Origin of the sequence: Micromonospora rhizosphaerae, assembly GCF_900091465.1 — a bacterium.
Taxonomy (GTDB): domain Bacteria; phylum Actinomycetota; class Actinomycetes; order Mycobacteriales; family Micromonosporaceae; genus Micromonospora; species Micromonospora rhizosphaerae.
This window is the reverse complement of record NZ_FMHV01000002.1, coordinates 4,362,818-4,377,083: the sequence shown is the minus strand read 5'-3', so window position 1 is coordinate 4,377,083 and position 14,266 is coordinate 4,362,818. Positions and strand designations below refer to the sequence as shown.

Annotated in this window: 14 protein-coding genes; 10 read left to right on the top strand and 4 right to left on the bottom strand. The window is 72.0% G+C overall.

The annotated features are described in order from the left end of the window. Positions 1–3 precede the first annotated feature (3 nt). The 3 genes from GA0070624_RS20455 to GA0070624_RS20445 all read right to left on the bottom strand — a co-directional run bounded on the left by GA0070624_RS20455 (position 4) and on the right by GA0070624_RS20445 (position 2,987). Positions 4–717, bottom strand: a complete 714-nt coding sequence (locus GA0070624_RS20455; RefSeq protein WP_091343454.1) for an RraA family protein — start codon at positions 715–717, stop codon at positions 4–6. 69 nt (positions 718–786) lie between these two features. Next, positions 787–2,082, bottom strand: coding sequence for an FUSC family protein (locus GA0070624_RS20450; RefSeq protein WP_091343452.1), 1,296 nt, complete (start codon positions 2,080–2,082; stop codon positions 787–789). 152 nt (positions 2,083–2,234) lie between these two features. Then, the gene (locus GA0070624_RS20445; protein ID WP_091343450.1) at positions 2,235–2,987 is read right to left on the bottom strand and encodes a dienelactone hydrolase family protein; all 753 of its coding nucleotides are present in this window, start codon (positions 2,985–2,987) and stop codon (positions 2,235–2,237) included. 303 nt (positions 2,988–3,290) lie between these two features. Between GA0070624_RS20445 and GA0070624_RS20440 the strand changes: the two genes are divergently transcribed. The 7 genes from GA0070624_RS20440 to GA0070624_RS20410 all read left to right on the top strand — a co-directional run bounded on the left by GA0070624_RS20440 (position 3,291) and on the right by GA0070624_RS20410 (position 10,853). Then, on the top strand, positions 3,291–3,737 hold the full coding sequence (locus GA0070624_RS20440) for an SRPBCC family protein (protein WP_091343448.1): 447 nt from the start codon (positions 3,291–3,293) through the stop codon (positions 3,735–3,737). 90 nt (positions 3,738–3,827) lie between these two features. Then, complete coding sequence (locus GA0070624_RS20435; protein WP_091343446.1) at positions 3,828–4,202, top strand: hypothetical protein; 375 nt, start codon at positions 3,828–3,830, stop codon at positions 4,200–4,202. A 282-nt stretch (positions 4,203–4,484) separates the two neighbouring features. Continuing rightward, the gene (locus GA0070624_RS20430; RefSeq protein ID WP_091349162.1) at positions 4,485–5,300 is read left to right on the top strand and encodes a WecB/TagA/CpsF family glycosyltransferase; all 816 of its coding nucleotides are present in this window, start codon (positions 4,485–4,487) and stop codon (positions 5,298–5,300) included. Positions 5,301–5,625: 325 nt separating this feature from the next. After that, the gene (gene asnB, locus GA0070624_RS20425) at positions 5,626–7,512 is read left to right on the top strand and encodes an asparagine synthase (glutamine-hydrolyzing) (RefSeq protein WP_091343443.1); all 1,887 of its coding nucleotides are present in this window, start codon (positions 5,626–5,628) and stop codon (positions 7,510–7,512) included. 9 nt (positions 7,513–7,521) lie between these two features. Further along, entirely contained in the window at positions 7,522–8,346 is an 825-nt protein-coding gene (locus tag GA0070624_RS20420) for a sugar transferase (protein ID WP_141715108.1), read from the top strand. Beyond that, the gene (locus GA0070624_RS20415; protein WP_176731794.1) at positions 8,346–9,803 is read left to right on the top strand and encodes a hypothetical protein; all 1,458 of its coding nucleotides are present in this window, start codon (positions 8,346–8,348) and stop codon (positions 9,801–9,803) included. The genes GA0070624_RS20420 and GA0070624_RS20415 overlap by 1 nt, the downstream gene beginning before the upstream one ends. Before the next feature lie 135 nt (positions 9,804–9,938). After that, the gene (locus GA0070624_RS20410; protein WP_091343438.1) at positions 9,939–10,853 is read left to right on the top strand and encodes an NADP-dependent oxidoreductase; all 915 of its coding nucleotides are present in this window, start codon (positions 9,939–9,941) and stop codon (positions 10,851–10,853) included. Positions 10,854–10,879: 26 nt separating this feature from the next. Here the strand turns inward: GA0070624_RS20410 and GA0070624_RS20405 are convergent, their stop codons facing one another. Then, positions 10,880–11,560, bottom strand: coding sequence for a YqjF family protein (locus tag GA0070624_RS20405; RefSeq protein WP_141715107.1), 681 nt, complete (start codon positions 11,558–11,560; stop codon positions 10,880–10,882). A gap of 241 nt (positions 11,561–11,801) precedes the next feature. Here GA0070624_RS20405 and GA0070624_RS20400 point away from each other — a divergent pair, with 241 nt between their 5' ends. The 3 genes from GA0070624_RS20400 (at position 11,802) to GA0070624_RS20390 (ending at position 14,228) form a co-directional block, all read left to right on the top strand. Then, positions 11,802–12,077 (top strand): hypothetical protein, encoded by a 276-nt coding sequence (locus GA0070624_RS20400; RefSeq protein ID WP_091349158.1) that lies wholly within the window; start codon positions 11,802–11,804, stop codon positions 12,075–12,077. Positions 12,078–12,254: 177 nt separating this feature from the next. After that, entirely contained in the window at positions 12,255–13,505 is a 1,251-nt protein-coding gene (locus GA0070624_RS20395) for a DUF7373 family lipoprotein (protein WP_091343434.1), read from the top strand. A 78-nt stretch (positions 13,506–13,583) separates the two neighbouring features. Further along, positions 13,584–14,228: a helix-turn-helix transcriptional regulator gene (locus GA0070624_RS20390; protein ID WP_091343432.1), complete on the top strand. Its 645-nt coding sequence runs from the start codon at positions 13,584–13,586 to the stop codon at positions 14,226–14,228. Positions 14,229–14,266: the final 38 nt, after the last annotated feature.

Genomic DNA, 14,266 nt, shown 5'->3' with positions numbered 1-14,266 from the left:
GCCTCACTCCTCGATCGCGCCCCCCACCGCGCGCAGGTGCTCGCGGAAGGTCAGCGCGGGATCCTGGGCGCGCCCGGCGAGGTACGCGCCGAAGCGCACCTGGTCGCGCAGCGGGACGCCGGCGCGGATCCGCTCGGCCTGCCGTCGCTCGGTGTCCCGGATGGCCTCGGCGAGGGTGAGCAGGTCGCCGGCCCGCTCGGCCGGAACGAAGAGCACCCCGTCGTCGTCACCCAGGGCCAGGTCATCGGCGTCCACCGTCCACTCCCCCACCACCGCCGACTCCAGCGCCTGCGGCGGCCGCTCGTCGAGGCGCTGCGGGCCGGTGGGGATCGCGCCGAGGCTGAAGACCGGCAGTCCGACCGCCCGGATGTCGGCGGTATCCCGGTGCAGGCCCCAGATCACCACGCCGGACAGGCCTGCGGCCTGTGCCTCCAGCACCACCAGGTCGCCGACGCAGCTCTCGTCGGTCCGCCCGGCGTTGTCGACGACCAGCACGTCGCCGGGCGCGGCCCGGTCGATCGCCTCGAGGAAGATGTCGACGCTGCCGACGTGCCGGGTGGGCGCGACTCGGCCGGCGATCCGCAGGCCGGGTATCACGGGCCGCACCGCGCCGGGCGCACAGCGCACCGGCACCCGGGCGCGGAGACAGGCGTCGGCAACGTGGGCGGCGGTCAGGGAAGCGAACCGTTGGTGCAGTTCCTGCGGATCGATGCTCATCGCCCGACGGTAGTCAGCCCGACCCGGTTCGGTGGCAGGCCACTTCTGCACTCGTGGACCGCGCCGAGCTCACGGTCGTCCTGCCCGGGCCCGGCGGGCCGAGCGTCGGCGCCGCCGGGCCTGCCACGCCCTGGCGTGCCGTCTCGGCCGTTGCATGTGAGCTCGTACCATCGGACGCTTTTCCGCCTCACCTGCGCCCGCCGCACGCCGGATCATCCGGTTGGCGTCGTCGGGCTCGCACCCGGTCGCCCGGACCAGTTCGCTGGTCGCCGTACGGAGGTCGGTGATGAGCGCGTCACCGAAGGACCGCACCCCCTCCGCCCAGGCTCTACCGGCCAGCTCGGCGCTCTCCCGGGCGAGCTGCCGGGTGTGCTCGGCATCCTCGCCGCCTCGACACTCCTCGCGCAGTTCCCGGACGGCGTCGCCTAACCGCGCGATGGAATCGGGGAGCTGCGGCGGGATCGGCTCGCCGTACTGGAGGGCGGTAGCCGACCGGCGGGCGAGGGACCGGGCGTAGAGGATGATGCGCTCAAGGTGCTCCGCCCCCTGCGCGTAGCGGTGGTACTGCGCCCGGCGGTGCCAGCGGGTCGGAGCGAGCGTCACCACCTCGTCCGCGCCGCTGAGCGACTCGTTCAGCCGCCCGACGTCGGCGTCCAGCCCCCGCAGCCGGTCCAGGGCGCGTATCGCCGCGCCGGCGTCCCGCGTGGAGAGGGCCCGGGCCACCTCGTGCAGCTGGTCGGTGAGGATGGCGAAGATCGGCGCCGCCGCCCGGTCCACCAGCCGCAGCGGGTTGATCGGGAACAGCAGGGCCACCACCAGGAGGCCGACCACGCCGCCGACCAGGGCGTCGAAGATCCGAGGCACCTCCAGGCCCGGCTGGACCGGGGCAAGAGTGGAAATGAGGACGGCGGTGCCGCCGGCCTGGCCGACCAGGGCCCCGCCCCGGCCGGCGACCAGCAGCGCGGTCGCGATCGACAGGGCGACGACCGCCCCGGTCTGCCAGGACCCGGAGCCGAGCACGAAGCGCAGCAGGTCGCCGATGACGATGCCGAGTCCCACCCCGGCGAGCAGCTCGAAGGTACGGCGGGCCCGCTGGCCGATGGCGGAGGCGATCGTGGCCACCGCGGCGGCCGGGGCGAAGACGTGCGCGCCGGAGCCGAGAAAGTGCTGGGCGATCAGGGCCGCGAGCCCGGCGGCCAGCCCGGCCTGCACGGCGATCACGATGGTGACCTCGAGCTGGCGCAGCCGGACCCGGCCACCCTTCTCGCCCCGGCTCCGGACCCGGGCCAGCGCCCGGCCGCTCCGCTCGGCGACCGCATTGAGCGGCGACCGGACGGTGTCGGCGGCGGGGCGGTCCTCGGCCATGGCGGCGGTTACCCGGCCGGGGGCGGGTGAATCGTGCCCACCCCGCGCCTTCTGTGCTAAGTAGGGCCCTGCTCAGTCTGCCACCGGCACGTCCGCCGGTACGGCCCACAGGAGCACGGCCGCCCGACCGGTACGCGGGTGCAGTGCCCGGGTCAGCGGCGGAACGTGCGGTCGAGCAGGTCGAACAGGGCGGCCCAGTGCCGCTCGGCGGCCTGCTCGTCGTACATCGGGGTGTCGGCCTGGGTGAAGCCGTGGTGCGCGCCGGTGTACACCTCGGAGCGGTAGGTGACGCCGGCCGCGTCCAGGGCCTTTTCCAGGGTGGCGATCTGCTCGGCCGTCATGGACGGGTCGTTGTCGGCGTGACCGAAGTACAGCTCGCCGGTCACCGAGCCGAGGCGCAGATGCGGGCTGTCCGCGGCGTCGGTGACCACCCGCCCGGCGTGGAAGCTGGCCAGCGCGGCGATCCGGTCCGGGTGGGCCTCGATGGCGCGCAGCGCGTTCATGCCGCCCATGCAGTAACCGGTGATGGCGACCGGGCCGGGTGCCACGCCGGGTTGCGCGGCGAGGAAGTCCAGGTAGGCGGCGGTGTCACGGGCGATGGTGTCCCGGTTGAGCGCGCCGATCATCGGGGAGAGCTTCTCGAACAGGGCGCCGCGCTGCGTCGGGTCACCGAGCCCGGAGAGGTCGACCAGCGGCGCCCGGCCCGCCCGGTAGAACAGGTTCGGCACGAGCACCAGGTAGCCGCGGGCGGCGAGGTGCTCGGCCATCTCGGCCAGCCGTGGGCGCAGGCCGAACGCGTCCATGAACATCAGGGTCGCGGGGAACGGACCGTCGCCGTGCGGCCGGACGAGATACGCGTCGGCCATCCCGTCGCTGGTGGGCACGCCCACCGTCGTCGTCTGCACTCGGAAGCCTCCTCGCGGATCGCGTCGCCCCGCCGGGAACGCTACCCCCACGCACCCCGCTCCGTCCTGACCCTCCAGCTACCCGAGACCCGATGCTGGGTGGTGTGCATGGGCCACCTGGCCGTGACCGACCCCGGTGGCAACCGCGTCGACCGCTCCAGGGATGAGCCGGACGGCTCTCGACGGAGAGCGGGAGCCGCGCTGGAATGCCGGCACGGCGGCGAGCGGGCCACCACAATGGTTGCCGGAGTCAGGGCGGTGCACTCGGGAGTGCGCCGGGGACACGTGCGGAGGGGAGCGCCGGTGGCGGTGGACGTGGTGACGGACGTCGTGATCGACCGTCCCGTCAGCGAGGTGGCCGGGTACGCGGGTGACCCCTCGCACGCACCCGAGTGGTACGTCAACATCGCGTCGGTCGAGTGGCTGACGCCGCCGCCGCTGCGGGTCGGATTCCGGGTCGCCTTCGTCGCGCACTTCCTCGGCCGACGACTCGCCTACACGTACGAGATCGTCGAGCTGGTCCCCGACGAGCGGCTGGTGATGCGGACCGCCGAGGGGCCGTTCCCGATGGAGACCACCTACCGCTGGCAGCCGCAGGGCGACGGGCGTACCCGGATGATCCTGCGCAATCGGGGCGAGCCCAGCGGCTTCGCGACGGTGGCCGCGCCGGTGCTGGCCGCGGCCATGCGGCGGGCGAACCGCAAGGACCTGGCCAGGCTGAAGGCGCTGCTGGAGGAGGCGAAGGCCTGACCACCGCGGACGGCCTTCGCCGATCTGCAAAGCGGCCTTCCCGGCCACCGGGCGCTGCGGCATGCTGGGTGGATGGGAGAGGTGCGACCGATGCCCAGCTTCGGTGACCTGTTCACCGACCTGCGCGGCGAAGACCGGACGATGCGGGTCAGCTACCACCCGGACCGCGGTGCGCTGGTGGTGTCCCTGTGGAGCGGCACGGTCTGCCGAGGCTCCTTCCGGATGGCCGCGGGCGACGTGGAGCGGCTGCTGTCCGTGCTCACCGAGATCCAACTGTCGGCCACATCGGTGACCCCGGCCGGCCCGCCGACCGGCGGTGCGACGACCGCGGGGCCCGGTGCGGCCGGGGCCGCCGTCGCGGAGGCGCCCGCTGGGACGGAACCCGCCGTGGATCAGACCGGCGACATCTCCGGTACGGCCCACCGCGGCTCGCTGCCCATCCTGCCCGTGCCCCGGGTCGCGTAGGACCGGTCACCCCCCTGGTCGCCGTGCACCGGTTGCTGCGGGCCCGAGCGAGGATTCCTGCGCCGTCCCGCTGAGGCTCTGCCGTCACGGGCTCGGCCGAGCGAGGGCCGCGACGACGGCCCCGCGGCGGCCCGGTCAACCGCCGGCTACAGCCCCGCCATCCGGGTTATCGTGACCGCGACCGGGCGGGTGCCGGCGTGCACCAGCCGCCTCGGACCAGCCGTCGAGGAGCGGGGATTGGGCACCGACGACCAGCACCTCGTGGTCGATGGACCCGGCGGGCTGTCGGCTCGGCCCCTCGACGCCGGTAAGCGGGATCTGCTCGGCGTGCTCGTGGACGCCCTCGACTACGAGGCGGCGATCGGGAAGGTCCTCGCCGCCGCCCGGGAGCGACGGCCGCTCGCCCTGACCGCCCTCGCCGTGCACGGCGTGATGACCGGGGCGAACGACCCGGCGCACCGGGGACGGCTGAACGCCCTCGACGTGGTGGCCCCGGACGGACAGCCGGTGCGCTGGGGGCTGAACCTGCTGCACGGCACCGGCCTGCGGGACTGGGTCAGCGGCCCGGAACTGGTGCTGCGCGTCCTGGACCGGATGGCCGAGGAGGATCTTCCGGTCTACCTCTACGGTTCGACCCCGGCGACCCTCGACCGGCTGGCGGAATCGCTGCGCCGGCGCTTCCCGACGCTCCGGATCGCCGGTGCGGAGCCGTCGAAGTTCCGCGTCGCTCGGCCAGGCGAGCTGGCCGAGATCGCCGCGCGGATCGCGGCCTCGGACGCCCGGCTGGTCCTCGTCGGGCTGGGCTGTCCACGGCAGGAGGCGTTCGCCTTCGCCATGCGCCCGCTGCTCGATGTGCCCCTGATGGCGGTGGGGGCGGCCTTCGACTATCACGCGGGTGCGCTGCGACCGGCGCCGGTGTGGATGCAGCGGTCCGGCCTGGCATGGCTGTGGCGGCTGCTGCTGGAGCCGAGGCGGCTGTGGCGGCGGTACCTCGTGTACAACAGCGAGTTCCTGTTATTGCTTGGCGGGCAGAAGATGCGGCTGTGGCAGCCGCGTCCGTGCGGCCCCGCCGAGGAGCAAACCGCTATTCCGGTGTGACCGCCGGACCCCCTTTCCTTTACGCCGGAATGGCAAATAGTCGGCCCGCGCCCGGTGATCGTCACACGCCCGGTTGTCGACGGCGTCAACGCTGTTTCTCCCACCGTTCCTTCTGATCCGAACGTCCCCCCTCGGACCGGGTGTCCCCTTTCGTTCGTTCTGGGCACGGCCGCGCCGGCCACAATCCCGCCAACCCCGCCTCATCGGGGTACGAATCGTGGCGAGTACGAGTCTGGGAAGCCCTGCCCATGACAGGCTCAAGCAGACCGGCGGGAGGCAACCGGACGAGCGGCATGCCCGGTGACGACGCAGTTAGCGAGGGCGTATGTGCGGTATCGCGGGAATGGTGTACGACGACATTGCTGCCCCGGTCGATCCGGACCGGCTGTTGGAAATGTGCCGCACTTTGAGCCACCGCGGTCCGGACGACGAGGGCATGTATGTGACGGAAAATGCCGGGCTGGCGGTGCGCCGACTCGCCATTGTGGATGTCCCCGCCGGCCGACAACCGGTGTGCGACGAAGACCGGACGATCCACGCCGTTTTGAACGGGGAGATCTACAATCACCGCAAGCTGCGAGACGAACTGGCGCGGCGGGGACACCGGTTTCGGTCGAGCACCGACTCCGAGGTGATCCCGCACCTCTATGAGGAATACGGTCCCGACTTCGTGAAGCGGCTCGAGGGAATGTTCGCCATCGCACTCTGGGACGAGGTCAGGCAACAGCTCATTCTGTGCCGTGACCGCGCCGGCATCAAGCCGCTCTACTACGCGTTGCCACGGCATGGCGTGGTGTTCGGGTCGGAAATGAGGGCCGTCCTCGCCGCCGGTGTCTCCACGACCGTTGATCTCCAAGCGCTCAGCAACTACTTCTCCCTGATGTATGTCCCGGGGCCCGGGAGCATCTATCGGGAGATCCGCCGGCTGCCGCCGGCCACGGTCATGGTGTGGCGGCCGGACGGCTACCGGATCAGGCGCTACTGGGACCTGCGCGAGACATCCCGCCGACACGATCTGTCGCCCAGGCGGGCGGAGGCGAAGCTGCGTGAGCTGCTCGCCGACAGCGTCGATCAGCAGCTCAGTGCCGACGTGCCGCTCGGGTTCTTCCTGAGCGGCGGCATCGACTCGAGTTCGGTGGTGGCGATGGCGAGTCAGCTGCGACCGGACGAGACGCTGCGGACCTTCACCGTCGGCTTCGCCGACCGGTCGTACGACGAGCGGCGGGAGGCGGCGCTGCTGGCGCGGCACCTCGGCACCAGCCACCTGGAGGTGGTCGTCGAGCCACGCGCGGAGGATGTCGTCGACCGGATATCACCCATCTTCGACGAACCGTTCGCCGATCCGTCCATCGTGCCCACCTACTATCTCTGCGAACTTGCCCGACGACACGTCACGGTCGCGCTCAGTGGCGACGGCGGGGACGAACTCTTTGCCGGCTACCACACCTACAAGGCCGACAAGCTGGCCCGGTACTACCGCCTCCTGCCGCGGCCGGTGGTGGAGCGCTTCGCCCCGGCGCTGCTGCGTTTCATGCCGGCGTCGCACCGGCGGGCGAGCTTCGATTTCAAGGCGAGGCGGTTCGTCGAGAACGCGCTCGAGCAGCCCGGCCGGAGCCACTATCTGTGGCGGGTCGTCTTTCGGGAGGGCCAGAAGGCGAGGCTGCTGCAGCCGGATCTGTACGCCGAACTGTCCGACTCTTACGAGACTCATGAGCAGCACCACCTCGCGGGAGTGCGGTTCGACAGGTTGACCCGGTTCCAGTACACGGACGCGAACGTCTATCTGGTCGACAACGTGCTGACCAAGATAGACCGGCTGAGCATGGCGCATTCGCTCGAGGTGCGGGTGCCCCTGCTGACGACGCCGCTCATCGAGTTCGCGTTCTCGCTGCCCGGGCGAGTAAAGATGCCGCGCTACCGGACCAAGCGACTTCTGCGCAATGCCATGGCGGCCGCGCTGCCCAGAAGAATCACGGCGATGGGAAAGCGGGGATTCAACGCGCCGCTTCCCCGCTGGTTGACGGAGCAGTTTCGGCCACTGGTCGACGAATACCTGAGCAGGGAGGTGTTGCGGCGGCATGGCTACCTGCGTCCCGAGGAGGTCGAGCAGTGGGTCGACCGGCACATGAATCGCACCGGCGAACACAGCCGGGAGATCTGGAGCCTGTTGATGTTCAGTCTCTGGGTGGAAGAGCACAAGGCATACCGATGAGCTGACCGGGTGGAGGCTGGGAAAGTCATGGGCGCCTGGATCTTCAACGCACTGCTGGCCGCCGCCGGCGTGTTCGTCGGCGGACTCGTCACCACGAGGGCAGTCGTCGGGCTGATCGAGGACAACGCCCCGCCGCAGATCGAGGTGCGGGATCGGATCCTCGCTCACCACGCGTCGCGGGGTCTGGTGTATCCGCCCGAACCGCGGCTGAAGCGGGCCCTTGACGTCACGGGCGCGTTGATCGGCCTGGTCGTGACGCTTCCGCTGTGGGTCGTCATCGCCTGCCTGATCTGGCTCGAAGAGCCGGGCCCGATCCTGTTCACCAAGAACGCCGTGGGCAAGGGCGGCGTCACCTTCCGGCAGTTCAAGTTCCGGAGCATGACCTACGAGGCGGAGCGCCACACCGGTCCAGTGGCCTCACCCGCGAATGACCCGCGAACGCTCAGGTGCGGCCGATGGCTGCGCCGCTGGCACCTGGACGAGTTGCCGGAACTGATCAACGTGCTGGCCGGCACGATGAGCCTGGTCGGGCCGAGGCCCCTGCGGGCGGTGCTGGTGGATCGGTATCTCGAGGAGCTCCCCGAGTTCGCCGACCGCCACACGGTCCGACCGGGCATCGCGTGTATCGCGCAGATCCAGCAGTACCACATCTCCCCCGCCGATCGGCTGCGCAAGGACCGGGTCTACCTGCGCAGGATGAGCGTGGGATTCGACATCTGGCTGCTGTGGCACGCGGTGGTGACGACCGTACGCGGGTCTCGACCCGAGGCGGAGTCGGACATGACCGAGACCGTCCCTCCCACGCCGGGGCCGGGCAAGCGGATCTCCTGCTGATGGCCGACGCCGTGACGTCCCGATCCGCCCTGCGGCCGCTGCTGGCGGTGTGCGTACTCTTCGCCGTCGCCTCCTCGGTCGCGGTGCCGGCGACCCTCGGACTCGGCTGGGACGAGGTGGTCTACGTCAGCCAGTACGGCACCCATGCGCCGGCGGCGTTCATGAGCGCGCCCCGGTCCCGCGGCGTCACCCTGCTCGTCGGGCCGGTCGCGTCGTGGTTCGATTCGACGGTCGCGCTGCGGCTGTTTCTCACCGCCACCGCGACGATCGCGCTCGGCCTCGCGTTCTGGGTGTGGTCCCGCGTGTTGCGACAGCCGCGCATCGCCGCGCTGGCGGCAGGGATGTACGCGAGCCTCTGGATCGCCCTCTTCTACGCGAACGCGGCGATGCCCAACCACTACACCGCCATGGCGGCGGTCACGGCCGTCGGGTGTTTCCTGCTCGCCGCGGCCGAGCCGGCCCGACCCGGGGCGTACCTGGGGCTCGTCGCGGCGCTCCTGGTCGCGGCGCTGATGCGGCCGGCCGACGCGTTCTGGCTGGGGCTTCCCCTGCTCGGCGGCATCCTGGCCGTGCCGGCGTTGCGGCGGCGGCGGTTGGCGGTGGCGGTGATCGCCGGTCTCGCCCTCGGTGTCGCGCCGTGGGTGGTCGAGGCCGAGACGCGGTACGGCGGACTGGCCGAGCGCATCCGGCAGGCGGGCCAGGTGCAGGGCGGCACGGAGCTCGGATTCTCCCTGCCCAAGGTGATCTCCACCCTGGACGGGCCGATTCTCTGCCGGCCGTGCGACAGTCCGCTCTACTGGCCGGCCGCGTTGTGGTGGGTTGCGCTCGCGCTGCTGGTGCCCCTCGGCGTCCGGGCGGCCCGCCGGGCCGGCACGTCGCCGACGGCCTGGCTGCCCGTGGCGGTTGCCGCCTCGACGGCCTTTCCCTACCTCTTCCTCATCGGCTACTCGGCACCCCGCTTCCTCCTGCCGGCGTACGGGCTGGCTCTCATTCCCGCCGCCGCCGGGCTCGCCGCGCTTTTGTCGGCCACCTCCGGCACCTGGCGACGGGTGCTCACCGCGGTGGTCGCGGCGGGCTGCGCCGGCCACCTCGCCATCCAGGCCGGCATCCTGCTGCACGTCGTCTCTGAGCAGATCAGGGGCCGCGGCGACTGGGCGCGGATCGCCGAGACGCTGCGCTCGCACGGCGTACGGCCGCCGTGCGTGGTCACCGGTCACGAGGCCATTCCCGTCGCGTACTACACCCGGTGCCGGGCGTTGGAGGACCGCGGGTACAACCGCAACGTCAGCACGGCCCAGTTGCGGGAGGCGGCGGCGAGCACCTCCGTCGCGGTGCTGGTGAAGGACGACTCGCCGCCCGACTGGGCCAGGGACTGGCGGCGGGTGCCGGTGCGGGGTCTGAGCACGTCCGGCTGGGCGCTGTACCTGCCGACGCGGGCATCGGGAGCGCCGAACTGACCGGGCCGCCGACGCCGGCCGCTGTCATGGTGCGTCGAGCAGTTTGGGCCTGGTCGGTATGGGAAGGCCGGGGACCAAGACCTTTCGGCGAATAACCTGGCAATCCAGGCAGGAGTCACAGGAAGGGACCAGCGCATGCGGGCGATCACGCTTCAGGAACCCGGAGCGGCCCTGACCGACGACCTGCCCCAGCCCAGCCCGGGCCCCGGTGAGGTGCTGGTGCGGGTGCGCGGTTCCTCGCTGAACGGCTTCGACAAGAAGGCGGCGGCCGGAATGATGAAGGGCGCGATGGAGTACCGCTCCCCCGCCATTCTCGGCAAGGACTTCGCCGGCACGGTCGAGGCGGTCGGCGAGGGGGCCAGCCGGTTCGGCGTCGGCGACGCCGTCTACGGGGTGGTCATGCGGTCGTACCTGGGCGACGGCGCATGGGCCGACTTCGTGGCGGTCGGCGATCAGTACGGGATCAACCATGTTCCCGAGGGCCTGGACCTGCCGACCGCGGGCGCGCTCGGGCTGGCCGGCACCACCGCGCTCGACGCGGTGGACGCCATCGCGCCCAAGCCGGGCGAGACCGTGCTCATCGCCGGCGCGACCGGCGGCGTGGGAGCGTTCGCGATCCAGTACGTCGCCGCGGCCGGCGCCCGCGTCATCGCCACCGCCCGCCCCGGTGCCGCCACCGACTTCGTACGGCAACTGGGCGCCGCCGAGGTGGTGGACTACACCGGGGACCTGAGCGGGCAGGTCCGGGCGATCGCCCCGGACGGCGTACCCGCGGTGGTGCACCTCGCCGGCGACGGCGCGCAACTGGCCGCGCTGCTCACGCCGGAGGGGCGTCTCGCCTCCACCATCGGCTTCGGCCCGGACCAGCACCCGGCGGCCATCTCGATCATGGGCAGGCCCGACCCGGCCACCCTCGACCGGCTCGCGGGCGACGCCGCCGCCGGTCGGCTACGGGTACCGGTCAGCCGCCGCTACGACCTGGCCGGTGTGCCGCAGGCGCTCGCCGAGTTCGCCGGCGCGCTCGGCAAGCTCGCGATCACCGTTTCCTGACTGCGCGCCGACGTGGCCCGGGGGGTTCACGCCGGCCGCCACAGGCCGATCCGGACCGGCACCCCGGCCGAGGCGTGCAGGATCGGGTCATGGTCGGGGGCGGGGAGGCCCGCGGCCTGGATCATGTCCTGGCGTAGCTCGACCAGTCGGGCTCGACGCAGCGGCCAGCGGGGGTGCTCGGCATCGGCGGCCACGAGGCGACCGGCAAGCGTCGAGTAGAGCCGGTAGCGGGCGGTGAGAAAGTGGTCCAGCGGGGTGAGTTCCTCCTCCGTCAGCGGCTGACCGAACTCCACCCGCGCGTCGCACCGCGCCCCGACAGGTCCGGGCCACCGCCGTCGGGCCCGGTACACCACCTCGGCCGCGCCGCTGTCCACCGACATGTCGGACCAGAAATACGGCAGGCCGTACGTGGCCCGGGCGGCGGTGACCGCGGGCAGCCGCGCGGCGTCCAACGACAGGAACCAGATCCCGGTACGTCCGTCCGGGCCGTGCACGTAGGTGCGGACATTCGTCTCCGGGAATCGGGACAGCCACGGCAGCGACGGCAGGATCGGCGCCCGTACCCGATCCATCAGAAACGGGATCAGGCCCACCCACGCCGCGCCGTCGAAGGTCTCCACCCGCAGGCCGGCCGGCAGGCGTGACTGGACGAGCTCGGTGGGACAACGCCAGTGCAGGAACGTCAGGTGCCTCCAGTGATGAAGCATCACCGCAAGGCGGACGGGTGGAGCCGCTGGCGCGCGCACGGTGGGTCCCCCAATCGCTGCCCCTACCGCCCCATCACACAGCGGAATCGGCGAGCCCGCAGGGAGTGTGGACGACCCGAACCCCTCGCCGCCGCTTCGGGAGGTGGTGGACGGGCGCACACCGTGTTCGTGCCTACCCTAGGCGGCTGCGGGTAGGCAGGCGTTGGCGCACGTGACCGAAGAGCACCCGCGGGAGGCCGCGATGACTGCCAACTGGGACGAGCAGGCTGATGCGCTCGGTGAAGCGTCGGAAGCCGACGTTTTGGAGCAGCAGCAGGACGAAACCGACGTCGGGCCGCCGGACACGGTGTCGGCTGCCGTACCGGAGGCGTCCGAGGCGGATCTCGCGGAGCAGGGCGTCCTGGTGCCGAATCACGAGGGTGACCGCCCCACCTCGGTGCCGGCCGATACCAACCCGCCCGACGTCCTCGAACAGCACCAGGCGATTCCGATCCCGGACGAGGAGCGCCGGGACTGAGCGCCAGAGGCGGTTGCGCGCCGGATACGTGTGGTGCCCGCTGAGACGCGGGCACCACAGGTATGCGACCAGGCGATGATTGACGGCGTTACGCCGCCGGCGGCTTGGCCGACCGGTGCGGCGAACGCGCGGTTAGCGGGGTCGACGGCATCTCTCGGCGCTGCCATGATGTGCGCCGTGAAGATCACCTCTGGCCCGGAGCACATCACCTCCGGTTCACCCGCCACGGCCGGGCTCGGGCGACGCCGCGCACAGGCCGCGGCGACCGCGATCGTCGGGCTCATCCTGCTGGCCAACGCGCACTCCCTGCCGTGGGTGGCGGTACGACCGGGACAGAGCATCGAGGATCGGCTGTTGGGCCAGGCTCCGTCGGCCGAGGTGCGGACGTACGCGCTGACCGACCTGCCGGGCGCCCGGACCTCCCTGTACGTCGGGTGGGCCCTGCTGCTGTCGCTGCTCGTCGTGGCCTGGGTGAGGCCGGAGTGGCGCCGTGGCGTGCGGGTGGCCGCCTCGGTGCTGCCCCTGGCGCTGGCGTTGCTGACCTTCGTACCCGGCGGCGCCGCGATCAGCGCCAGCGGTTTCCCCGAGGCCGAGGGACCCAGTACCGACTTCCTCGCCGGCACGTGGCTCGCGCTGGTCGGGATGCTGCTGGTGGCCGGTGCCGTCTCGACCCTGGCGGCGTCACCGAAGCCGCTCGCACCGCCCAGGCCCGCCCCGGTGCGACCGACACCGGCCGCCGAGACCGTCGCCGCCGGTCCGTCGGCTCCCGCCACACCAAGCCCGCTCCCGCTGGCCGTGCCCGGCCCTGGCTGGTCGACCCGCCCACCGTCCGTAACGTGGTGGCGTCGGCCCTGGCTCGTGACCGGCGTCGTGGCGGGTTCCGTCGCCGGGGCGGTACTGGTCGGGGCCGTGATCTGGCAGGTGGCTCATCCGCCCGCGACCCGGCACGGCGAACTCGCCGCGCTGGTGGTGGCGGCCCCGGCCGATTCGGCTCCCGGTCAACCGGCCGCTGTCGACGACCAGGTCAACGTCGCCCGGCTCCTGCCGCTCGGCGGGGATCTGCGGGCTCTGATGCTCGCCGCGCAGGTGCGCAACGACGTGCGACACGCCGCCGGCGCGGCGTGGACCCGGCCGGATTCCGCCTCGGTGACCGTCGCCCTGCTCCAATTCGACTCGCCGGAAGTGGCCGACCAGTTCCAGCAGTCCTACGTGGAGATCGAACGGGACGCCTGGGGCCCCGGCGGCGAGGTGGATATCCCCGACGTGCCCGGGGCAACGGCCTTCACCGGAGAAGGCCAGGGCCGGGCCGAGGTGCACGCCGTGGCGCACCGGGACGAGATCGTCGTGCTCGTCGCCGCGACCGGCGGACCGCCGGACGCCATCGCCGCGGTCAAGTCCCTGGTCCGGGAGCAGTACGACCGACTCTGAGTGGCCCGAGGCTGCACACCGTCTCAGGTGGCAGGCGACAATAATTTCAACAAGATCTGCTGGTGATAAACTTCCGGCATGGCAACGGCCCCCTGGCAGGCGGTGACCGCCCTCGTCGACCAGGTACGACGGGCTCTGTATGACTATGTCCGCAGCCAGGACCGCCCGGTGACGCGGGACGAGGCCGCCGCGGCACAGCAGATCTCGCGCAACCTGGCGGCGTTCCACCTCGACAAGCTGGTCGGTGCCGGGCTGCTGCAAGCCCGGTACGAGGCGCCGACCGACCAACCGCGCGGCCGGGGCAGAACGCCGAAGGTGTACGAGGCAGCGCCCGGCTGCATCTCACTGACCATCCCGGAGCGCCGCTACGACCTGATTGGCGAGATCCTTGCCCAGGCCGTCGCCGAGGATACCAAGGATGCCCGGTCGGCCGCCCTACGCCTGGCAGAGCAGCGGGGCCTAGCCATCGGCCGTGAGGTCGGCGGTGGCGGGCCGGTCGCGGTCGTCCTCGCCGAGCTCGGCTTCGAACCGGCCGGCGACGAAGAGCTGATCCGGCTGCGGAACTGCCCCTTCCACGAGCTCGCCGCTCAGCAGACCGAGCTGGTGTGCGGGCTGAACCGGGCCTTCATCGCCGGTCTGCTCGACGGGCTCGGCCGGACGGACCTGGACGCTCGGCTGGCCCCCAGCCCCGGTGCCTGCTGCGTACAGATCCATCCGGCCTGACTCGCCTCGGCGCTCCGTCCACCCTGCCCGGCCGGAGT

Bases quoted from the DNA above. Each gene is read 5' to 3' on its own strand.
- GA0070624_RS20455 (WP_091343454.1), bottom strand. From the start codon at position 717: ATGAGCATCGATCCGCAGGAACTGCACCAACGGTTCGCTTCCCTGACC.
- GA0070624_RS20400 (WP_091349158.1), top strand. From the start codon at position 11,802: ATGACTGCCAACTGGGACGAGCAGGCTGATGCGCTCGGTGAAGCGTCG.
- GA0070624_RS20435 (WP_091343446.1), top strand. From the start codon at position 3,828: ATGCCCAGCTTCGGTGACCTGTTCACCGACCTGCGCGGCGAAGACCGG.
- asnB (WP_091343443.1), top strand. From the start codon at position 5,626: ATGTGCGGTATCGCGGGAATGGTGTACGACGACATTGCTGCCCCGGTC.
- GA0070624_RS20405 (WP_141715107.1), bottom strand. From the start codon at position 11,560: ATGCTTCATCACTGGAGGCACCTGACGTTCCTGCACTGGCGTTGTCCC.
- GA0070624_RS20390 (WP_091343432.1), top strand. From the start codon at position 13,584: ATGGCAACGGCCCCCTGGCAGGCGGTGACCGCCCTCGTCGACCAGGTA.
- GA0070624_RS20450 (WP_091343452.1), bottom strand. From the start codon at position 2,082: ATGGCCGAGGACCGCCCCGCCGCCGACACCGTCCGGTCGCCGCTCAAT.
- GA0070624_RS20415 (WP_176731794.1), top strand. From the start codon at position 8,346: ATGGCCGACGCCGTGACGTCCCGATCCGCCCTGCGGCCGCTGCTGGCG.
- GA0070624_RS20410 (WP_091343438.1), top strand. From the start codon at position 9,939: ATGCGGGCGATCACGCTTCAGGAACCCGGAGCGGCCCTGACCGACGAC.